This window comes from Rhodococcus sp. MT28 (assembly GCF_058792695.1).
Genome location: NZ_JBXAFD010000023.1, coordinates 1 through 19,218 on the forward strand (window position 1 = coordinate 1; position 19,218 = coordinate 19,218).

General features: G+C 61.4%; 23 protein-coding genes. 13 read left to right on the plus strand and 10 right to left on the minus strand.

The genetic code is table 11. The features are described 5' to 3' along the window. Positions 1-35 precede the first annotated feature (35 nt). The 8 genes from AC1Q6C_RS31555 to AC1Q6C_RS31590 form a co-directional block, all read right to left on the minus strand. Positions 36-278, minus strand: coding sequence for a hypothetical protein (locus tag AC1Q6C_RS31555; RefSeq protein WP_075836542.1), 243 nt, complete (start codon positions 276-278; stop codon positions 36-38). Further along, a complete protein-coding gene (locus AC1Q6C_RS31560; RefSeq protein ID WP_230793509.1) occupies positions 275-505 on the minus strand; it encodes a hypothetical protein in 231 nt (76 codons plus the stop codon). The genes AC1Q6C_RS31555 and AC1Q6C_RS31560 overlap by 4 nt, the downstream gene beginning before the upstream one ends. Next, positions 502-999 (minus strand): hypothetical protein, encoded by a 498-nt coding sequence (locus AC1Q6C_RS31565; RefSeq protein ID WP_075836546.1) that lies wholly within the window; start codon positions 997-999, stop codon positions 502-504. The genes AC1Q6C_RS31560 and AC1Q6C_RS31565 overlap by 4 nt, the downstream gene beginning before the upstream one ends. A 94-nt stretch (positions 1,000-1,093) precedes the next feature. Further along, positions 1,094-1,459 (minus strand): hypothetical protein, encoded by a 366-nt coding sequence (locus AC1Q6C_RS31570; protein WP_075836548.1) that lies wholly within the window; start codon positions 1,457-1,459, stop codon positions 1,094-1,096. A gap of 53 nt (positions 1,460-1,512) precedes the next feature. Continuing rightward, positions 1,513-1,893: a hypothetical protein gene (locus AC1Q6C_RS31575; RefSeq protein WP_143542605.1), complete on the minus strand. Its 381-nt coding sequence runs from the start codon at positions 1,891-1,893 to the stop codon at positions 1,513-1,515. Between the two features lie 11 nt (positions 1,894-1,904). Further along, positions 1,905-2,951 carry a hypothetical protein gene (locus AC1Q6C_RS31580; protein ID WP_075836679.1) on the minus strand — a complete coding sequence of 349 codons (1,047 nt, stop codon included), beginning with the start codon at positions 2,949-2,951 and terminating at the stop codon, positions 1,905-1,907. A gap of 383 nt (positions 2,952-3,334) precedes the next feature. Beyond that, on the minus strand, positions 3,335-3,634 hold the full coding sequence (locus tag AC1Q6C_RS31585) for a hypothetical protein (RefSeq protein ID WP_075836552.1): 300 nt from the start codon (positions 3,632-3,634) through the stop codon (positions 3,335-3,337). 59 nt (positions 3,635-3,693) lie between these two features. Next, entirely contained in the window at positions 3,694-4,230 is a 537-nt protein-coding gene (locus AC1Q6C_RS31590; RefSeq protein WP_190287660.1) for a hypothetical protein, read from the minus strand. Between the two features lie 402 nt (positions 4,231-4,632). On the opposite strand from AC1Q6C_RS31590, the gene AC1Q6C_RS31595 reads away from it, so the two are divergent. The 7 genes from AC1Q6C_RS31595 to AC1Q6C_RS31625 all read left to right on the plus strand — a co-directional run bounded on the left by AC1Q6C_RS31595 (position 4,633) and on the right by AC1Q6C_RS31625 (position 9,170). Continuing rightward, a complete protein-coding gene (locus tag AC1Q6C_RS31595; protein ID WP_075836556.1) occupies positions 4,633-5,460 on the plus strand; it encodes a C40 family peptidase in 828 nt (275 codons plus the stop codon). Positions 5,461-5,470: 10 nt separating this feature from the next. Continuing rightward, the gene (locus AC1Q6C_RS31600; protein WP_075836558.1) at positions 5,471-6,001 is read left to right on the plus strand and encodes a hypothetical protein; all 531 of its coding nucleotides are present in this window, start codon (positions 5,471-5,473) and stop codon (positions 5,999-6,001) included. Positions 6,002-6,445: 444 nt separating this feature from the next. After that, positions 6,446-6,583, plus strand: a complete 138-nt coding sequence (locus tag AC1Q6C_RS31605) for a hypothetical protein (RefSeq protein ID WP_157127688.1) — start codon at positions 6,446-6,448, stop codon at positions 6,581-6,583. Next, positions 6,580-7,200: a hypothetical protein gene (locus AC1Q6C_RS31610; protein ID WP_075836560.1), complete on the plus strand. Its 621-nt coding sequence runs from the start codon at positions 6,580-6,582 to the stop codon at positions 7,198-7,200. Before AC1Q6C_RS31605 ends, AC1Q6C_RS31610 begins: the two co-directional genes overlap by 4 nt. Next, positions 7,197-7,457 (plus strand): hypothetical protein, encoded by a 261-nt coding sequence (locus AC1Q6C_RS31615; RefSeq protein ID WP_075836562.1) that lies wholly within the window; start codon positions 7,197-7,199, stop codon positions 7,455-7,457. The genes AC1Q6C_RS31610 and AC1Q6C_RS31615 overlap by 4 nt, the downstream gene beginning before the upstream one ends. 22 nt (positions 7,458-7,479) lie before the next feature. Next, entirely contained in the window at positions 7,480-7,995 is a 516-nt protein-coding gene (locus AC1Q6C_RS31620) for a hypothetical protein (protein WP_075836564.1), read from the plus strand. Beyond that, on the plus strand, positions 7,992-9,170 hold the full coding sequence (locus AC1Q6C_RS31625; RefSeq protein ID WP_143542604.1) for a hypothetical protein: 1,179 nt from the start codon (positions 7,992-7,994) through the stop codon (positions 9,168-9,170). The genes AC1Q6C_RS31620 and AC1Q6C_RS31625 overlap by 4 nt, the downstream gene beginning before the upstream one ends. A 97-nt stretch (positions 9,171-9,267) precedes the next feature. On the opposite strand, the gene AC1Q6C_RS31630 is transcribed toward AC1Q6C_RS31625, so the two are convergent. Then, positions 9,268-10,698, minus strand: a complete 1,431-nt coding sequence (locus AC1Q6C_RS31630) for a cutinase family protein (RefSeq protein ID WP_075836568.1) — start codon at positions 10,696-10,698, stop codon at positions 9,268-9,270. A 39-nt stretch (positions 10,699-10,737) separates the two neighbouring features. Further along, positions 10,738-11,589 carry an RNA polymerase sigma factor gene (locus AC1Q6C_RS31635; RefSeq protein WP_075836570.1) on the minus strand — a complete coding sequence of 284 codons (852 nt, stop codon included), beginning with the start codon at positions 11,587-11,589 and terminating at the stop codon, positions 10,738-10,740. 331 nt (positions 11,590-11,920) lie between these two features. On the opposite strand from AC1Q6C_RS31635, the gene AC1Q6C_RS31640 reads away from it, so the two are divergent. Genes AC1Q6C_RS31640 through AC1Q6C_RS31665 form a run of 6 tightly spaced genes read left to right on the plus strand, consistent with a single transcriptional unit; the run spans position 11,921 to position 19,214 of the window. Then, a complete protein-coding gene (locus AC1Q6C_RS31640) occupies positions 11,921-12,250 on the plus strand; it encodes a hypothetical protein (RefSeq protein WP_075836572.1) in 330 nt (109 codons plus the stop codon). Continuing rightward, positions 12,247-13,356, plus strand: coding sequence for a conjugal transfer protein (locus tag AC1Q6C_RS31645; RefSeq protein WP_075836574.1), 1,110 nt, complete (start codon positions 12,247-12,249; stop codon positions 13,354-13,356). The genes AC1Q6C_RS31640 and AC1Q6C_RS31645 overlap by 4 nt, the downstream gene beginning before the upstream one ends. A gap of 20 nt (positions 13,357-13,376) precedes the next feature. Beyond that, a complete protein-coding gene (locus AC1Q6C_RS31650) occupies positions 13,377-13,733 on the plus strand; it encodes a hypothetical protein (protein WP_075836576.1) in 357 nt (118 codons plus the stop codon). A gap of 59 nt (positions 13,734-13,792) precedes the next feature. After that, a complete protein-coding gene (locus tag AC1Q6C_RS31655; RefSeq protein WP_075836578.1) occupies positions 13,793-14,437 on the plus strand; it encodes a hypothetical protein in 645 nt (214 codons plus the stop codon). Then, positions 14,437-16,977: an ATP-binding protein gene (locus tag AC1Q6C_RS31660; protein ID WP_075836580.1), complete on the plus strand. Its 2,541-nt coding sequence runs from the start codon at positions 14,437-14,439 to the stop codon at positions 16,975-16,977. Before AC1Q6C_RS31655 ends, AC1Q6C_RS31660 begins: the two co-directional genes overlap by 1 nt. Beyond that, positions 16,974-19,214: a hypothetical protein gene (locus AC1Q6C_RS31665; RefSeq protein WP_052959880.1), complete on the plus strand. Its 2,241-nt coding sequence runs from the start codon at positions 16,974-16,976 to the stop codon at positions 19,212-19,214. Before AC1Q6C_RS31660 ends, AC1Q6C_RS31665 begins: the two co-directional genes overlap by 4 nt. Positions 19,215-19,218 lie beyond the last annotated feature (4 nt).

Below are 19,218 nucleotides of genomic sequence, written 5' to 3' on the forward strand. Positions count from 1 at the left end.
TCAAATCATCCCAGTTCAGGGGGCACTTTCTTCAGTTAGACACTCCGGTCAATGGAAGTTCTATCGGTGGATTCAGGTTTAGGCAGGTCCACCAACTCGGCCGCGCTGTTCACCGTGCGAGGTTTCGACCAGCCCTGCGACTTCATCACCTCCACTGCTGCGGCGGCTGCTTGTTTGCGGAAGGGCCAACCTTCGAGCGTCGCCCTGATTGCGTCGATCAGCTCCACCTCGGCTAGTTCATCGCTCTCGGGTATGGCCTGTGATTGGATCTCACTCACTTCAACTCCCCTTTGTGCGCTGGTTCATCGAGGCCCCGTTCGTACAGAAATTGCTTGCATGACTTGAGGTGCTCGATCAGTGGGTCGAGTTGGCCGAAGGGGATGGTGAGGTCGTCACCGGAGCGGTTGTCGATGGTGATGGCAGGCTGGTGGATTTCACCGATGCACTCGACAATCGGGTCGTGCCCGTTGTCGACGTCGCCCCAGTTCCACATCTTGGTGCTCATCGCTGTTTCCTCTCAGAAGGCTTGCGGTTCAGTCGGTATGCGAATGCGACGAGGACCTGGTGCGGAATGGGCTCCGGTTCGGGATTCGATCGGGCGCGCTTGATGATCCGCACTGCATTGCCGTCGATTTCCCACAGTCCGCACCCGTCCGGGATCTCCTCCGGCCTTAACAACCCGACTGGTGTGGCGTAGACGAAACGGTGGGTGATCTTCCGCCACGGCCGTCGCTTTTCCTCGCTCTCGCGGAGGAAGTCGGCGCGGCTGATCTTCACTTCGATCGCGGTTCTTGTTGCCCCGCCGTCGAACATAAGTCCGTCGATCCTGCGATAGACCGGCGTCCCGTCGTATTCGGGCATGGGATTGCCCGGCTTCCTAGCACTCCATGCATCCCGGACTGGGTTCAATGCATCGCGGTCGGTCACAGTGATTTCGCGAACCAGCGCACAACCGGAGTGCTTGCGGGCGATTGCATCGAGTACTGCAGTTGCGTTCATGAATTCCCTTCCAAAGTTGCGCCGATGGTTCGTGATGCTTTCCGGGGTGAAGGGCTTTGAGCAAGTGGACTTTTCCCTCCACGTGGCACCTCAATCAGGCGGATCGCTCGTTCGTGCGCCGCACGTCCGCGGCAGCTGTCACCTTGTGGGTATGTGGACGCGGTGACGCCGAGGAGTTCGACGCGGCCTCGTTTGGGGTGGTGTGAAGGATCGCGAGCGCGGCACGGATATCGCGGGCTGCGGCGGCGAGGTGGGTGGTGATGTCCTGGTTGTCGGCTTCGGCAGCGAGGAACAGTTCCAGCTCTTCGGGGTACGTTCTCGGTCCGGTGTAGATCCCTCGTAGTTCTTCGCGTGCGTCAGCTATCGCGGCCAGTGCATCGTCGAGGGCCGCGAGCATTGCTCGGAGCCGCCGTTCGGCCGAGTCGGGGAAAACTTGTGCGGGACGGTATGTCTGAGTCATGAGCGGGAAACTCCTGTCGTGTCATGTCGCGTTTCGAGGACCGTTCGTACGTGTCAGCCGGCGGAATCGGCCCCCGGGGTATGCCGATCGGTGGGCGGGAGGACCGCGACGATGCGGGTCTCTACGCATTTCGACGGTCGGCGGCTCACTTGGATGTCTCCGGCGATCAGCTCGCGCATCCGATCTGCGATGTCGCTGTCGTCTTCGTAACCGCTGCAGAAGATTCTGTCGTCCGGGCCGCGAACGCCTCGCTCGGTGTCGAGGATCGTGTAGTACGGGACCCTGCGGAGGTTGAACGGGCTGGTAAGGATCGCGAACCTGCCATCGCCGGATGTTGCTCGCACTCTCCACCATCGCCGGGACTCCGCGAATTGGACGCGGTGCCCCATCTCGAGCGCGGTTGCATCGACCGCGGTCCGGGCTGATCCTGTCATGACTTCTCTCATCAGCCGCGCTCCTCGAATTCGGAGAGCTCTCCGCGTAGTTCTGCCAGCGCGGACTCTCGTGCGCGCCGGAGGTCTGTGAGGTCGATCGCCAACTGATCTATCGCCGAGGCCGCCACATCATCGCCGGCCGCGTTGGCCAGAAGGTTCTCGATGGCCCGGTCTCCATCGTGAATCCTGTCGAGAGATTCGCCGGCAGTGATCGATTCCTGCAGTTCGAGCAGATGGCGACGATAGCTCCACAGCGCAGCTACACGTGTGAGCAGCGAACGCTCGACCCGCCCCAGCCACCGGCCGCTCACCAGGTGAGCTTCCCTCGCTGCGAGGGCTTGCGGGCCGCTACCCGCCGCCGGGGTTCCCAAAGTTGCTCGCACTGTGGCGAGTTCACCGGCATGCGCAAGAATTCCGGCCAGTTGCTCGTCGAGATTCAGGCGTATGTGACCTACGTCGAGATCCTCACTTTCCCACGCAGGGACCGTGCGGATCTCGTCGACAAGTGCCGATGCCGCCAACGCCAACCGCAGCTCGACATGCGCCCCGCCAGCCGAGATCAACGACTGCAGAGCAGTAACGGCGTCACCGATCTCGGTTTTGTCCTCCTCACTCAGGCGGAGCGGATCGCGGCGGGTCCACCACCACAACCCCACCGCCTCTATCCCCGCAGCCAGGCAAAAGCAGACCAGTAGTGCGACGAATGGGTTCGCCGGCGCAGTCACGCCCGCAAAAACCGGGATGAGCCCGACCAGAACCGGCGCGAGAAGAGCGAGCGGAATCTTCACCTCCTCACCGCCTGCTACTCGACCGGTATGTACTGTCGTGCGCCACACATCGCGCCGGGGGTAGTGGTCGAGCGACGAGTTTCCTTCCCACCCAGGCTCGTCAGTACTCCACGACTGCTCACGCCTAAGCTCGACGATCTCCGCCACTCGCTCGCTCAACATCTGCTCCCACAACCGGTCGATCGCGCACAAGAATTCTTCGCTCTCCGGGTCCACGTCGATGTCGAAGATCATGGACCGCACTGCGGTTGCTGCACTGTCTACGCTCATGTCACGCTCCGACCAGATCCGTTGTAGGTGAATGCTCCCGTTCACAGCAGCTGGTCGCGATTTTGCCGAACGCCGAACTCGTTGCCGCACATGATCGATACCGGGATCTGCCCCAGCGCTCTCGCTGCCGTAGACGCGTCGTAGAGACGCAGGTCCCGCAAGGGATGCCGCCACCGTTGCAATCGGTGGCGCGTGGACCACCTCGTACGACATTGAACGGGCTGGTAAGGATCGCGAACCTGCCATCGCCGGATGTTGCTCGCATCCTCCACCATCGCCGGGACTCCGCGAACTGCACGCGGTGCCCAATTTCGAGCGCAGTTGCAGCGACCGCGCGGGTGATGAGGAGGGCCCGATTGGATCGCCAACACTCGATTCGTTGCTCATGCCTGCGCCTCAGAAGGATTGCTGGGCAGGACTTCAGGAGGAAGGGCGGCGAGGGTGGCGTGGATCTGCGCGGCGCGTTGGAGGGTGCCGCGTACGCCTTCGGGGTACGCAAATCCGCGGATGTCATACGGGTCGGGTTGCAACGCAAGGATGGACACGCGCTCGGCGAGCGCGGCGTGATCGCGGCGCGTAAGGGATGTGTAGTTGCCCGGTGTGGGGACATCGCGCAGGGCGGATTCTAGGTAGTTCCAGGTGGTTGATTCCCCTGCGGGGGAGTCGGTTTCGTTGTCAGTCATGAGACGCGGTTCCTTTCGGTTGATTCTCAGGGTTGTTCATCGAGGTGAGAGGAATGCCGTCAGTCGACGACGACTCCCTTTTTGAAGGCTTGGTGTAGAGAGAATTCGCGGCCCAATGGGTGCGCGAACGACCGGTGTCCTGGGAAGTGCTCCTTGTGACGCAATGTTTCGCATTCGGGGTAGTTCCAGAATGTTGGTGTGTTCGGGCTGCCGACGTCGAATCCCGCTTCCCGCCAGAACTGGACCAGTTCCGGGCGGTCAGGGGTTGATCCGTACAGGTGTCCTTGCTTCGCGGTGGCGGCGGAAAGGTCGTCAACCAGCGTTCGGACGAGTTGTGCTCCGACAGCGGCCGATCCGGTAGTTTCCGGTTTGACCACCAGGTTTTCGAGTATCCAGACGGTTCTCGATATCCACACGCATCCGGTTTCTGACCAGCCAGCTCTGCGGGCGGCGCGTGCCAGACCGTGTGGTGGTGATGCCAGCACGTATCCGATAGGGCGATGGTTCGACGTGGCGATGATTCCGATCGAATCCACCGCGTTCAGTCCTGCGGGGGCTGCCTCACCGGAGGTCCATCTTCGGTGCAGTGACGTCATTTTCTTGCTCTCACGGGGATGAAATCGCTCAAGCTCGATGCCGTCCATGTGGTCAGTCCCTTCCCGGTTTGAGGACAGGCGATTGTGCGTCCCCTCTTACAAGAGAGGAGGTTCGACGTCGGGGTTCCTGTGACATGAATTGCGAAAAAAGTTTTGGCGGGGCGCTGTGCGGGGTTCTCGTGGTGGCGCCGAGGCGCTGCCGAAGAGTCTCGTCGGTGGGGGCATATCGCCAGTGTGACTGAGGGTCATTACATCGTGAGCAGCCCGAGTTTGAGGCTGGAGGAGCGTGGATCGGAATGTGCGTGATGTTCGTAGTGTCATGTGCCGCGGTTAGCGTCCGGATTGTCACCACGACGTTTGCGTTGGGAGTCCTACCAACGCACAAGGACCAAGGAGTTTGTCATGGCGTTCGATCCGATTTCGATTCTTGTCGCAGGTGTTGCTGCTGCGGGTGCAGCCGTTCAGGGTTCCCCTCTGCCCCCGCCCGTTGCGGATGTTGCTGCGAATGTGGTTGCAGCAGTAGAGCAGTCGGCCCCTGAGTGGGATGCTCAGCTAGCCCCGTACCTTGAGTATCTTCCTGCGGACATGCCCGCGTACGCAGAACAATTGCTTCCCCAGCAGGACACATCGACGGAGCCAGCAGTGCCTGATGCACCGGTGGAGAGTCTCGAACCGACCATCACTGTGCCGGCGCCAGTTGCTCCCGTGGTTGCTCCCGTCGTACTGGCCGGCCCGGGGTCCTCTGCCCCCTCTGCTGTCCCACCGTTGACTTCGCTGATTCCTGGGTTGTCGAGCGTTCCCGAACTTGTCTTCGATCCGAACATTCCGCGCGACGTGGAGATCGCCCGCAAAGTTATCGAAGCGGCCTTGACGGCGCTCGGGTTGCCGTACCAGTGGGGCGGCGGAGCCCTCGACGGTCCGACGATGGGCGATGGAACAGGTGGCGCGACAGCAGGTTACGACTGCTCCGGGTTGGTGCGCTTCGCGGTATTCCAGGCAACGGGAAAGGAATTGCCTCGTACTTCGCAAGTCCAGTTCACTGTCGGCACTCAAATCGCCTGGGACAGCGCACAGCCTGGAGACCTGCTCTTCGGGAATTGGCAGGCTGACGGCGCGAATCATGTTGCGATCTACCTCGGTGGAGGCCGCATGATCGAAGCACCGCAAACAGGGCAGCTCGTGCAGATCAGCGCCGTCCGCTCGGACATGGTGCCGGTCAGGCTCTTCTGAGCCGACAGCCATGTCCAGCGAGGACGAGGCACACGAGATGGTCGATGCGACGGGTACACGTCGACGACTGCAGGCCTTGCTCGCCAACGGGCACCGCGCGAAGGATCTCGTTGCAGCTCTGGGCGTGCACACCAGTTGTCAACGAATCATTCGCAGCGAGAAGGTATCTGCGGTCATCCGAGACAGTGTCACACAGTTGTACGGAGAGCTCGAAAATCGAGTCGGCCCGTCGGATCTGGCCCGCGAACGATACCGCGGTCTCGGTTACTTGTCGCCGATGTGGTGGGACCCTGACATCATCGACGATCCGGATGCCGAGCCGGCCGGCATTCGGGTGTACATGAAGATTCGAGTCGAAGACCCGCAGGGGGGCAGCCGTTACCGACGAGTGTTGGTGGATGTCGTCACCGAAACACGAGTGGAACGTGTCGCCCGTATGCACCGGCTGGGCCTCTCGGTTGATCAGATCGCTGTTCGTATCGGGACTCGGGTCCGTTACGTGAGGCGCGATTTGGCTGAACTCGGCGTTTCACATCGGTGATGGTGCTTCTTGGGAGAGCAGATCTCGATGTCGGTGGTGGAGGGGCGGGGATCGAACTTCGTTGGATTCCCGATCAGCGGGTCGAAGTTGGGCTGATGAAACGTACATCTACGTGCCTTTTTGTCGTGTGCGTGACTCGCTTTCCGAACTTGGACGTGTTCAAGATGTGCTGTACCGGATGTAGCGTCCCGTTTCGAGAGGTTGCTCGGGAACAAGCCCACAGTGGCCCGTTAACGATCGAGGAGATTCGATGACGATGAACTCACCGGAACCGTCAGCCGCGCAGGCATCGTTGCCTGGATCTGCGGTCCATGGTGGACGGGGGTCGGACGAGATCGTGTCGACCTTCCTGCGTGCCGCGGTTCTTTCCGGGCATGTAAATGGAGATGGGTTCTCTACCAACGGGAATGGCGACATTGATGCTGTAGACGAAAGGAAAGTTTCATGAACAACGTGGGGGAAAGTCGCATCGGATCCCGACTGAGCGCAATGCTCTCGGAGTTCGATACAGGCGAACAACAGGAGGGATCCGTGCGAATGGACTTCGCGCTGGGTGCACGTGCAGACGGCGGGGATCGATGAGAACTCGTGAGCTCGTTGTCGTACAGGTCAATGCGACAGGCGATGACCCGGCGAGGCACGTCGCACTGGAAGTGGCGGCCGTGAGCCTTGGCAGTGGGAAGCGCTGGGATTTGACGGTGCCGCTCACTCAGGAACAGCTTGCGGATGCGGATCCCTCCGTTCTGCGCCGAAATGGCTATTATCGGCGAGGTTTGGCGGACAGCGCCGACCTCACTCGCTCTGTTCTCTCTGCTCGAATCGCTGACCTGGCGGGGGCTTTGGCTGGCAACACCCTCGGTGGGACGTCCCCGGAAGACTCTGCCGATTTTCTCGCCCGACTATTCCGTAGCTTCGATATCGAGCCACGATGGCACCCACGCCTGGCTGACATCGGAGCATTGACGGCTGGCGCATTCGGACTGGCTGCGACGTCGATTCCGACGTTCACGGCGTGCTGTCGAATGTGGGGAATCGACTTCGACGCGGACGAGCCGTCAGCGATGACGACCGCCACAGCTGCCGCAGGGTGCTTTCGCACTCTCGATCAGTACAACGCGGTCGAAGTGCTGCAGGGGAGCGATCCGCATCCGGTCAGGCTGTCAGCGGTCCCCGACCCGATAGTCCGCTCGCAGTCATGATCGGGAAGGGGACTGTTGAGCGCTTCCTTTTTCGGGTCGCAGGTCGGCACCTCGCCGGCGCATATTTTGTCGTTGTCGTCATCGTCAACGTGGCCCAGTCGTGGCGACGAGATGGCACCCTGCCGTCGTGGACGGTCTGGCTTCTCGACGTTCCGTTGGTCGTCGTCGTTTTCGGAATGACCGGATTGTGGATTGTGCAGCGCGTCCAGCGGTCCAGGGGAGCGGACGGCCACCCAAGCAATGAAACGTCACTGTGACGAACCATAGGAAGGTCCGTACATGACCGACACCACCGCAATATGCGCGAAGATCATCCGTCGATACGCAACACTGCGCGAGGAATATCTCCACGGCAAGTCCGACGCGGATTTCAACAGCTCCTCGACAAGTGATCAAGAGCGGTGGCTGATGTGTGAAATCAGTGGCCTACGCAAAGCCGCCGATCTGCTGTCCGCAGATGCATCAGAGGTACCGATGGGGCTGCCCTCGAGGTACTGGGACGCGTGGCCAGACATGGTGGAGGAGATCCGCAGTAGTCCGGTCGAGAACGAAGCCCGCTCGCAGAGCGTGACCTCAACAGCCGTTGCGCCGGGCGTGGACATGAACCAGCGGGAAATGTTCTCACAGTGCGTACCGAGCTGCGATGCGTGTGGCACTGACGCCCCGCATCGCGAGGTTCCTTCAGATGGATGGACACAGTCGCACGGTGAAAAGTACTGCCCTTCGTGCTCCTTCGTCCGACAACAGAGCTGGGGAACCAGCACCCACCACCAAGTGAACGAGGCAGAATCATGACGCGCCGCCGCAGTGAATCTGAACGTCCACCGCACCTCGGCTCGCGGCTATCCCCGGCGCCGTTGCAGTCGACGAGTAAGTCCGAAGATCCCCGTACGGTCATGTTCGAGAGAATCGACGCGCGAATTCGCGCACGTTCGCGTTCCGTTTCAGCTACCAAGAATGCGACGCTTGCTCTCGGTGCTTGGACGGAACGCGCAGTGACGCATGGCGGACTCACAGTGTCGGAAATCGCGAGGCAGCTCGGAATGGTACGCACGACGCTCACGGAGTTCAGACGCCAAGCCAATGCTGCCCGCTACACCATCACAGACGAGCAGGATGAATGGATCCTGCAGTTGCCAGCGCACGAATTCGTCGACTGCGCTCTCTCCGCGGGTCCGCTCGCGGAGATCATTACGAGCACAGACCCCAGCGACCTCGTCTACTTGTCGGGGCAGCCGCTCCACCGATTCGACCTCTCGTCCCGCGGCTCGGTGCCTCACCTCATGGTCCGATGCGGAGACAACCCAGACAACTGGTTCATGCTGAGCCGATCCGGTTTCGACGGTGCAAGCGCGGCCGACAATATCCGTGTGGTGCTCATTGCGCTCGGGGTTGAAATGCGCATCATCGACCACATCACTCGGCACACAGTCACCCACCTCGTGCTCGACGACGACCATCTCCGAACGACGAAAGCCCGGCACCTGGGATTGCCCCTCCCGGAAGAAATCGAGGGCGGACGCCGACATCTCATCACGCTGACAGGGAAGTTCGAACCCTCGTCGCCGTCGGGGTACTTCGATGTCGACGATCTCGTTCTTCCGGGTGTCGCGGGACGTCTGTTCGGACTACTCGATCGTCACCCACGGTTCAGCGGTGTACCGCGCGGCGGCACGATCTTCTCTACTCGTAGCGTCGCCGGTGCGGCGGGGTTCGTCGACGACTACGGCACCGTCTACCCGCTGGTGATCGAGCAAGGTTCGCTGCAGATCTGGGCCACAGATTTCGAACCGACCGATTTCACCGAATGGTTGCCGCAAGAATTTCACAGTGTGCTCCACTCTGCGGGGCTGCTCCCCGCAGACTTGGCCGACGAGGATCCTGCCCAGGCCCTGCGGACACTTACCTCCACAGGACGCGGCCGCGCACCTGAGACTCATCTCAACGGCGGGATCACGTGGCTGCCGTAGTCTCCGTTCTTCATCGCTGTGGAGTGAGCGCAGACGCATTGAGGGCCACAGAACGAATTCTGTGACCCTCAATGCTCGCAAGCACTAGTTGATGCAACTAGGCGGTGACAGCTGCCCCGCCGTTGTTGATCTGAGTGCGAAGAGTGTTCGTCAGTTCCTCCGCTCCAGTTCGTCCGGAATCGTTGATCGGAGTACTGGCGTAGGAGTTGTGATCGTCGTTGGCGATGAATGTTGCGTAGTTCAGTACCTCGTCGAGAACCTTGCCTGGGGTGAGTTCGTCAGCCATCTTGTTGAGCATGGGGAAGGCATCGAGAGGAAGTGCCTTCAGCGTCTTGCGGACCGCATTGTTGAGCTGGCCGACGAGCTTTCCGAGATCGGGTGGCAGTGCAATGTAGTTCTGCATCGCCGCGTTCGCCGAGATACGTGAGACGGTAGCGCCGATCGCTGCGTACTCGTTGATCGGCAGCTTGGATACGACCTGCCCGATGACGGTGGAGAGCTGTGTAGCGAAATTGATCACCTGAGGAGCCAGCTGCGCGAGCAGTCCTGGGACCGCGAGGAAGTCGCCTCGGGCGACCGTGTCGGTGAGCTGAGTGACAGAGGCGGTGATAGGTGCGATGTCCGCGCCGGGGACCGTTTTGGCGGCGACATCTGCGCTCAGATTGCCGACCTGTGAAGCGAGATCGAGAGCGAGTTGCGGTACCGCCAGGAAGTTGCCGGTCGCGACATTTTGGTTGAGTGCATCGAGAGTTTTGGTCAGCGGAGCGCCATTGAGTCCGAGGAGTGTCGTGACGACGCCGGCGACGGACTTCACCGGATCGCGCGCATCGATCTGCGAACCGAGAGCACCGATGAATTGTGTCCCGACAGCATCGTCGGGGGTGTTGCAGTAGAGGTCTCCGGCAGCGCAGACGCTGACGACGATGTCACTCAGGTCGCCGAACCCTGCAGGACGAACGCCGGCGAATCCGACGCCTGTGATGGGAGCGCCGATGCTCTTTCCCGCGTTCTTGGATTGTCCAGGGTCGGCGAGGAGGGCGACGCCGAACATGCGATTGCGATCGACTGGTCCCGATCCGCTGCCGATATCTGCCGCCAGGTCGCCGGCTGCATCAGCGCCTTGGGAGAATCCGGTGAGACCGAACTTGGTGTTGGTGCATTCGGCTGCCTTGTCGGCGATCATCTTCGAAGCGGTGTCGATTGCCTGCTTCTTGCTTGTGCCGTAGGTGTTCGCTTTGTCGTCGACGATGAGAGCCATGTACGGCACGTACTCGACTTGAAGTTGCGCGGTAGAGAACTCGCTCACCAAAGGATCGGTGACGTTTTTGAGCATGCCCCGCGACTGGTTTGGATCGGCATCTGCAGTTGTTTCGGTCGTGCCACCGATAGCGAGAAGAAGGTTGTCTGGGCACGCAGGCTTGGGAGCGCTTTGATTGGCTGTCGCGGCGGGTACCGCAACGACAGCTGCCATAACTCCGATGGCAACAGCGGCCACCGTGACTCGTCGTGCGGTGATGAATGTACTCATCGGAGTGTCCTTGTCTTGAGGGCGTGAGTGGAGTGAAACTCAGCTTGCGAGGGGAAGGTCGTTCTTCGCTGATCGGTACATGGAGATTCGCTTGATTTTGGGTTCTGGGACGTTGAGGTGATCGCACACGGCGTCACGAACCCGGGCGATCGAGCGACTCAACCGCTTCCGTGCGGCGGCGTGGGTGATTCCCATTTCTTGCGCTAAAGCGGCGATATCGGCACCGTCTTGTTTCATGTACGAGCGGGTGATCAGTGTGCGATCGGAGTCCGAAATGGTGCCCTGATCTACTGCCCAATTCAGCACATCCATGACATCTATCTCGGTGGGATCGTCGTCCCGAAGAAACTCCTCCGCTGCCCGTTCGGCATCTGCAATCTGGAAGTGGGCGTCGTCGACAGCGACGTCGAGAACCGCAGTCGTGGCGGTGATCTTGTGGAGGGTGTTGAGCGCGAGTTGCCCTGCGATTCCGCGGTGAGTTCCGCGATACGTCGAGATGGTTTCCCAGAATGCGTGAAGCGTCGCAGCCGTCCGGTCTGCGTACGCGGCCCGGACGGAAACGCCGTTGGCGACTCGTGCGTACTTCTGCATCCCGCTCAGTTTCGGACGCATGAATTCAATGAGCGTGCTGCCCGCCAGTGACGACCCCGCTTGGTGTGCGTGAAGTAGGACCGACAGAACGGCGTCGGGTTCACAGAAGGTGAGTGCCTTCAGTTCCGCGAACGACTCGGCCTGCACAAGTTCGGGCCGGGTGTTGACCCACTGCGAGAGTTCGATACGAGCAGAAGGCGTCGCGGACTCTCGTATCCACTGCTGATGCAGGACCGCGAGGAAGTCGGTCGAGTTGACGGGAATGGCGGCGCTGGTGTGCGCGTGGATGGACGTGTCCACGGCGATCTCCTATGCAGAAGGAATTGGTCTGCATAGGAGTAGATCAACGGGTTATTGCCGTGACCTGCATGTATGTCATTGCCATTGGGGCTTCTGTTATTGCCACGGCCACCCCGATCGACTCAAATCCACCGTGAACGCGGTCACAGTGAGTTGCGCAGGTGGTCGCCCGAGCAGGCAGTTCTTCGACTGGCAATGACACCGAAAACTGCTTCCGAAAACTTTTTGAAGAAAGTTCGCCGAGACCTGTCACAGCAATCCGAAAATCGAACCTCCTCTCTTGTAGAGGCCCTCGAAATTGCCGAGAGCCAGACGAGAGGAAGGACCTGACATGGCCGAGCCGGACCCGCAGGTGAGCACCGATCCATGGAGAGGCCCGTTCACTCGTTTCAGTGGTGAATCAGACGATCTCGGTGGCCAGCTACGCGATGCAGGTCTGGTGTTCGCCGTACAGGAACAACTGCGGACCGCACTGTCGGAGCTTGCAGATCACCCCCTCAGTCCAGAGGCCGGCGCGCGGGTCCACTACCTGTTGGGCGAGCCTGCGGCTGGCGCACGTGCAGCGCTCGGTCGGATGAACACGAGCCGAAAGGCTGCGACACAGCCGCCGACTCTGTCGATCGTCGCGCCGCTCATCGAGAGCGAAGGCAGCGCCTCATGAGTCGCTTCAAGGGGATGAATCGGAAGCCCCGCACGGACAAGGTCGCCGTCGAAGACAACGAACCGCAGAGCGAACAAGCGACGTGGGCGCGCACCCAGGATCGGAAGACGCAACTGGTCCGGTTCGGACTTTTCGGAGCCATCGGAGCTGGAGTGCTGGCACTCGTTCTCGTGTTGTCCGGGTTCACCGTGTCCACGCCAACGGTGGTGAAACCGAAGTCCACGACATCCGTGAACACCGCTTCACAGACACAGGCGGAAGACCTCGCGCAACAGTTCGTTGTGACGTGGCTTCAAGCGAAACGTGGTGCCGAAAAGTCGCTCGCACCATACGTTCGCTCGGAAGGAATCAAGCTCCCTGCGGAAGCGCTCTTCGTTGCCAGCGATGCGCGAATTGCAAGTGTCGAACTGCAACCAGCACCCGCGAAGTCTGCCGCAGCATCCGGAACTGGTGCGCCAACTACCGACAAGTCCGAGGTCTACTCCGTCATCGTCTCGGCCTCCGTGCGACAGGTGTCCGAACCCTCCGAAGCCGCGCAGAGACGCTTCTATTCAGTACCCGTTGTCGTGAACGACGGCCGGGCCCGTGCGGCATCAATCCCGTCACCCGTTCCGGCGCCTGCAACCGGGCCCGACGTGAATCTTGGCTACAAGTACCGCATTGTCGCCGGGCATCCGTCGAACACCGCAGTCCAACAGTTCCTCGCAGCTTTGACCGCAGGAACGGGAGAAATTTCGCGATACATCGCGCCAGGGACCTCCCTTCGGGCGATCAGCCCAGCCCCGTACAAGAGCGTCAAGGTCGTCGATCTCGTTTCCGATCGCGACTTCTCCGGTGAGGCAGCTGACAAAGCGCCGGCCGACGGAATCAAGATCCGAGTGCTCGCCACTGCCGAACTTTCGGTGACAGCTACCGAGTCGGTAACCGGCCAGTTTCCACTCACTCTCACCTCACGCGGCGGCCGATGGGAGGTTTCCGCCATGGACCCCAGCCCGCTGCTTCCTGCCCCCGAACAGAACGCAGCAGCCAGCGGTGCGCCCTCTGCTTCCGTTTCGACGACGCCCGCGAGCGCAACTGCTCCCACTTCAGCCACCCCCGTCAACTGACATCCACGAAAGGCATCCCGATGAGTACAGCTGCACTTCTCCTCGACCCGAACACTCACCTCTTGGCGGAAGGAATCCTCGAATGGACCAACACCAAAGCCACCGAAACGCAAGACACGATCCGAATCCTCACTGCCACCGGCGCCTGTGGAGGTGTCGCCTTCACCGCAGTCAAGAGTCGCTTCTCGATGGCTCCCATCCTGCTGTCCGGACTCGTTGCGGGACTCCTCGTGTGGATCGTCTGGAACGTCACCGAAGTCAAGGACAAGGTGGGCTCCGAACTGGATTCCATGGGTCACTCGATCGTCGTCGATGCACCCGAGCCGCGTGCTGACCTTCTCGAATTTCGGAGCCTGCCAGACCCGCACGACATCTAACTCACCTCAGCCCTGAACGCAGCCAAACAGCGAGTCACCACGAAGGAGGTGCGAACGCCGTGAGCGAATCGGACCCGCAGTCAACGTCCCGAGAGGTCGTCAAGAACTACACCCGCGCACGAAAGTTCCCGCAGCTGCTCGGCATGACGCCGGATGGAAAGAAGCTCCCCGGCGGTCCGTACAGCTACACACAGTTCGTCGGTGCCGGACTGGTAGCACTCGTGCTCTGGAAGACACCAGGAATTTGGGCGACAGGCTCGCTGATTCGCAACGTATTCGTCTTCCTCGCACTCGTCGGGGTCACTGCGTGGGGACTCGGCAAGCTCCCCATCGGCGGCAGGAATCCACTCTCCATGGTCGCCGGCGTGAGCAAAGCGCTCGGCTCGCCGGCACAAGCACCGAAAGTTTCCGGACCTTCACCGCGCAGGCCCCGAGTACACGCACTCGCAGGCATGGTGACCCTCGTGCCGGTGCCCTCGCTCGCAGCGCACCCCCTCGTCGAACACATCACCGAAGCTTGCCCGGTCCGCATGGAGCCCGAACCCGCGTCCATACCTGGTCAAGACCACACCCCCGAGCGCCGCCGAGTTTCACCACCGTCGATTCCTCGGCCTCCACTGGCCACCCAACCCGCTGCATCCACCAGCGTCCAGCGTCTTGTCGCCATGGCCGCCGCATCGCACAACACTCGAGAGAAGGCCTGATGCTTCAACCAATCACCGCTGTCGGAGGAAACCTTCGGTGGACGCGCTCAGGCACTGTCTGGGCGGACTTCATCCTGACCGGAATCGAATACGGCTACAGGCCCGCTGAGGACAAGAGCACTGCGCGGTCTATGCACAAGATGCTGCTGCGTGCTCTCGACGGAGAAGCGCTTCTGCTCGGAATCTGCGCCAGCCTCAATCCCGAGGCGGTAGTGGCGCGGATGGAAGAAGGAATCGATCTCGACGCACACCCACAGTGGGCCGCAGAGTGCGACGCCACCATTGAAACACTGGAAATGTTTCAACCTGGCAAGCGCATTTACTGGCTGTCCATTCCCCTCGCCAACAAGGGATGGAAGAACCAGGCGGCCGCGGCCTGGTCCGCTGCACGCACAACCTTGACTGACTATCTCGGACTCCCGCGAACATCACTGGACCCGGAAGAAGTCGCCAGGCGGACAACGCAGGCAAACATGATCGCCGCCGACATTCCTGCCTACTTCCGTCCCACACCGGCGACGCCCGCACAGATGATCTGGTTGCATCAACACAGCCTTCAGCGTGGGCTCGGCTTGGATTCGGACGTTCCACTTTCCTATTCCTCGATCGGTACGAAGCCGATGGCCGCATTTACTGCCGCACGGTTCGACGAAGGCGCCCAGACCGATCGCCCCAGTACTGGTTGGAAATCGAAGGCGCCGACATTGACGAAGGCCCTCAAAATCGATCAGCCGTGGACTCTCGAGGAGCGGCCCGCGAACTACCAATGCCTATTGGCGTTGGCCGACACACCCTCCGGCAACACAGTCTTCCCCGGCTCCGAGTTTCTCGCCCTGGCCGATGCCATTGCCGGCGTCGACGTCGATTGGGGCATCAGACTTCACATACGCAGCTCGGCAGAGGTGTCGAAGAAGAACAAGCGTGCCCTGATCAACCTGAACGAACAGTTCAGCCAGCGCGAGGGCGAAGTGTCCCATGGGCACGGGGTTCTCCACGCCGCTGCGGAGGACCTCGCCGAGTACGCGGCAAAAATGGATGCCGACAACATGGAAGTCGAAGTCCAGTCGACGACTATCTTCGCGATCGGGGCGCACACCGAAGAGGTCGCTCTCCGGGATGCGCGTCAACTCGCGAAGCTGTTCGAGCTATCCAGTTACAAGCTGGTCAGCCCTCTCGGATTCCAAGAGGAGCTGTGGGGCGCACTCAACCCGGGAGTATCGACACCCTCCATCGTCAAAGAATTCGCTCAGATCACCACCTCCACCGATTTCTCCGCCTACGTGCCCTGCGTTCACAACGACTTGGGTGATTCGTCGGGTCCACTGCTCGCGTTGAACATCAGCTCGGCTCGGATCGGCGTGGTTCACCACGACGTCGCCAAGAAATCGGCGGCCGACATCTCGGGTTCCTTCGCAGCGGTCGGGTCGCTGGGATCGGGTAAGTCGGTTCTTCTCAAAGGGATCGGCGGAGCCTTCCACGATCGCGGAGGCAAGATCGTCGTTATCGACCACACCGAGGTGGGGGAGTACGCCCGATGGGCCGCCACCATCGCCGAGGCTGTCATCGCGGATCTGTCTCATCCTAAGTGGAGCCTGGACCCACTGCGTATCTTTGGGCCCGACAAGGGCGCCGAGGTCGCGACATCCGTTCTGCTGCCGCTCCTGCAGCTCCAGCCCGACGAGCCGCTGGGCGTCCTTCTCGGCACTGTCCTCGAACCTGCCTACCGCGGTGAGCACGGATTGCTCGGCGGCGGCCTCGGGGACATCCTCGATCACCTCCGCAGCGATGATTGCACCCTCGTTCAACGCATCGAGCTGGCCGACAAACTCGGCGTCTATGCCCGCAAGTCCTATGCAGCGGCCTTGTTCGAGAAGGGACTGCCGGCACTCGACATCACAGCGCAGGCAATCGTCTTCCGCACCCACACGGTCAAACTTCCCAGCCAGCAGGAAATCGTCCAGGAACACCTGTTCCGCCAGCTCGGGTTGGAGAAGCGCGTAGGCCGAGCCATGTATGCACTCATCGGTCTGATCGCCCGCGGGATCTGCTTCGCGAATCCGACTGAGCCCGCGATGTTCCTCGCCGACGAGTGCCACCGCATGACGCGCGCCGAGGAAGGCGTCGACATCGTCATCGACTTCCTCCGGGAGGGCCGCAAGGAGCAGGCATACATCGGGCTCGGATCGCAGGACCCGGACGAAGGTTTGGGCAATGAGACCTTGCGAGGCTTGATCCCTACGCGGTTCGCGATGCGCCAGACAGATGCCACGCTCGCTCGCCGGTCTCTTTCATTCGTCGGTCTGGATCCCAGCGATCCCGACATGTTCAAAGAACTCACCGAACAGACGTCCCCCGTTTCGGGCAAAGACCCGGCCACCGGCGCCGAATACGTCGAGCCTCATCGCCGCGGGGAGGGCTACATGCGCGACGCCTACGGCAACATCGGCCGAATCAAGGTGCTCATGCCGTCGGAGCCGAACCGTGCACACGCAACTCAGACGACGCCGGACAAGGCGCCCAAGGAGCTGATCGAGGCATGAACGCCACAGCAATGTCGCCTGCCGACACGTCCCGCACCGTCTTCTCTGTTCGCGCCGGCGTCAAGGCGGCATTGCTGTGGGTTCTCTGGTCATGGGTTCCTCAACCTGTGTGCTCAGCACTCGATCGCCGTACCAAGGGGCTGCGAGTGTGGTTGTGGGCAACGAAAATTCGGCGTGCAGTAGTCAGAACGGTCGTCGGTTGGCACTTGATCGGAACGGTCGCGGTCATTGCAGCTCTGCCCGCGCATGCTGAAGACGGATCTCGATCGCCGGAGAACCGCTACTTCAACTTCATGCCGGTGAAGGACTCACACGGCATTTCCGTATGGCGGTACTACCTCTCGATCGACGAAGGTTCCGCTCGGCACCCCACCTACATGGCGTACTCCATCATCATCCAGATCCAGTTCGAGATCTATCGAGCGATCTCAGGGGCGGCGATCTGGTTCATCACCTGGAGCATGTCGTTCGACTGGCTTCCGAAAATCGTTGCACCCGTACGAACGCTCGGCGATGCGGTCACGTCGATCACCGGACAGTTCAACCTCACCACCACGTTTCTGACAGTGACGGCGGGCGTCGTTGCGATCTGGATTATCCGCGGACGCTGGTCGACCGGCATCTACGAGCTCATGATCTCCTGCGCGATCGCAGCGTTGGCCGTGGGTGTCCTTTCGAACCCGATCGAGCGCATCGCCGGCGAAGACGGGCTGATCATGCAGGGCCGCGACGCCGGCCTGCAGATCGCCGCGGGACTTGCCAACGACGGTGACATGAACTCGAGTCCCGACGAAATGATCAATGACATCGGAGCGGGCTTGGCGGACAGCTTCATTCGGCAACCCACCCAACTGCTGAACTTCGGAACAGTCATCGACAGCGACCCCTCTGCAGGCGCCGACTGCATCGAGGCGTGGGACTCGGCGCATGAAGACAAGAAGGGCAACGACAAAGACACTCTCAAGGACAACATCGCCGACTGCGACGGATCCGGCGCGAAAGACATGAAGGACTACGCCGACAACCCTGGACCATCCCAGGTCATCGGCGGCCTGATCCTCGTACCCGGCAGCTCGATCATCATGCTCTTCGCCTTCCTGTTCGCGGGGGCGATGTTGATGGCAGCAGCGGCAGCACTCGGGTCAGCAGTCAAAGCGATCCCCGCCCTCGTGTTCGGCATCTTGCCCGGAGCAGGCCGAGGATCGCTGCTGAAAACCGCCTCCACTGTCATCATGTCCATCTTGATCATGGTGTTCGCGGTTGTCTTCGTTGCGGCATATCTGCTGGTGGTGCGTTCGTTCTTCAATACGGAGAGCGGCGGGTTGATGGAGAAATTCGTCTTCGTCGACATCGTCCTGCTCGTCGGGCTGGTCATGTTCCGCCGAGGGATCAAACGTCTACGCAAGCTCTCCGACACCCTCGCACAGAAGATGGCCACCCGGCCCGGCGCAGCGCCCACCGCGATCAGCAAGTCGACTCCGGTCGCCAGCCCGATGCAGAACGCCGCAGCTGCAGCACAAGTCGGCCGGCAGGTCTACCAGGGTGGAAAAACGCTCGCCAAGCACGGCGCCAAGGCGGCCCGCCATGGCGCAACTGCAGCGAAGGCCACAGGCAGCGCAGCGCAAGCCGCCGGTGCGGCAACGGGTACAGCCGCAACCGGCGGGGTTGCTGCGGCTTACTTCGTCGGTAAAGCAGCAGTCGCAGGTGTGAAAGCGGTCAAGAACAAGCGTGCCGCCGGCAAGGACGTCGAGCCGGCCGAGAAAGCCGAGACGAAGGGAAAGGACTCCACTGCGACTGCCGCAGCGCTCGCGGCAGGGCAGAAGGGCAAGGACGCCGCGAAATCGGCAGTGTCTTCAGCGACCGCAGCGGCGGCATCGAAGGTCGCCGGTGTCCCGGTATCCACTGGTGCACCGCGTCCGCGCCGGGACCAGGTGGCCAAGCCTGGAATCAAGAAGCCGGTCAGCAACGCACCCGTCTCCACTGCCTCTCGGCCCGCTCGCGGCGACCGAGGTGGAGCAACACCGAAGACCACCAACGTCGGGCGAGACACCTTCCGCGAGTACCGCACGAGCAATGGTTCGCCGATCTTGTTGCCGGAACCCAAGAAGAGCTCTACCCGCCGAACCTCGGAGTCACCGGCGACCAACGAGTCCTCGGCGGTGCCTCGGGTTTCGCCGTCCACAGCTCGCCCGCAACCGTCCGAGTTGGTACGGCCCTCCCGACGCTCCGCCGGGTAGGCGG

What these genes read in the sequence shown, in the direction of transcription:
- AC1Q6C_RS31615 (WP_075836562.1), top strand. Translation starts at nt 7,197, where the DNA reads ATGATCGGGAAGGGGACTGTTGAGCGCTTCCTTTTTCGGGTCGCAGGT.
- AC1Q6C_RS31585 (WP_075836552.1), bottom strand. Translation starts at nt 3,634, where the DNA reads ATGACTGACAACGAAACCGACTCCCCCGCAGGGGAATCAACCACCTGG.
- AC1Q6C_RS31650 (WP_075836576.1), top strand. Translation starts at nt 13,377, where the DNA reads ATGAGTACAGCTGCACTTCTCCTCGACCCGAACACTCACCTCTTGGCG.
- AC1Q6C_RS31570 (WP_075836548.1), bottom strand. Translation starts at nt 1,459, where the DNA reads ATGACTCAGACATACCGTCCCGCACAAGTTTTCCCCGACTCGGCCGAA.
- AC1Q6C_RS31580 (WP_075836679.1), bottom strand. Translation starts at nt 2,951, where the DNA reads ATGAGCGTAGACAGTGCAGCAACCGCAGTGCGGTCCATGATCTTCGAC.
- AC1Q6C_RS31600 (WP_075836558.1), top strand. Translation starts at nt 5,471, where the DNA reads ATGTCCAGCGAGGACGAGGCACACGAGATGGTCGATGCGACGGGTACA.
- AC1Q6C_RS31565 (WP_075836546.1), bottom strand. Translation starts at nt 999, where the DNA reads ATGAACGCAACTGCAGTACTCGATGCAATCGCCCGCAAGCACTCCGGT.
- AC1Q6C_RS31645 (WP_075836574.1), top strand. Translation starts at nt 12,247, where the DNA reads ATGAGTCGCTTCAAGGGGATGAATCGGAAGCCCCGCACGGACAAGGTC.
- AC1Q6C_RS31575 (WP_143542605.1), bottom strand. Translation starts at nt 1,893, where the DNA reads ATGACAGGATCAGCCCGGACCGCGGTCGATGCAACCGCGCTCGAGATG.
- AC1Q6C_RS31630 (WP_075836568.1), bottom strand. Translation starts at nt 10,698, where the DNA reads ATGAGTACATTCATCACCGCACGACGAGTCACGGTGGCCGCTGTTGCC.
- AC1Q6C_RS31605 (WP_157127688.1), top strand. Translation starts at nt 6,446, where the DNA reads ATGAACAACGTGGGGGAAAGTCGCATCGGATCCCGACTGAGCGCAATG.
- AC1Q6C_RS31590 (WP_190287660.1), bottom strand. Translation starts at nt 4,230, where the DNA reads ATGACGTCACTGCACCGAAGATGGACCTCCGGTGAGGCAGCCCCCGCA.
- AC1Q6C_RS31610 (WP_075836560.1), top strand. Translation starts at nt 6,580, where the DNA reads ATGAGAACTCGTGAGCTCGTTGTCGTACAGGTCAATGCGACAGGCGAT.
- AC1Q6C_RS31660 (WP_075836580.1), top strand. Translation starts at nt 14,437, where the DNA reads ATGCTTCAACCAATCACCGCTGTCGGAGGAAACCTTCGGTGGACGCGC.
- AC1Q6C_RS31625 (WP_143542604.1), top strand. Translation starts at nt 7,992, where the DNA reads ATGACGCGCCGCCGCAGTGAATCTGAACGTCCACCGCACCTCGGCTCG.
- AC1Q6C_RS31595 (WP_075836556.1), top strand. Translation starts at nt 4,633, where the DNA reads ATGGCGTTCGATCCGATTTCGATTCTTGTCGCAGGTGTTGCTGCTGCG.
- AC1Q6C_RS31640 (WP_075836572.1), top strand. Translation starts at nt 11,921, where the DNA reads ATGGCCGAGCCGGACCCGCAGGTGAGCACCGATCCATGGAGAGGCCCG.
- AC1Q6C_RS31665 (WP_052959880.1), top strand. Translation starts at nt 16,974, where the DNA reads ATGAACGCCACAGCAATGTCGCCTGCCGACACGTCCCGCACCGTCTTC.
- AC1Q6C_RS31620 (WP_075836564.1), top strand. Translation starts at nt 7,480, where the DNA reads ATGACCGACACCACCGCAATATGCGCGAAGATCATCCGTCGATACGCA.
- AC1Q6C_RS31560 (WP_230793509.1), bottom strand. Translation starts at nt 505, where the DNA reads ATGAGCACCAAGATGTGGAACTGGGGCGACGTCGACAACGGGCACGAC.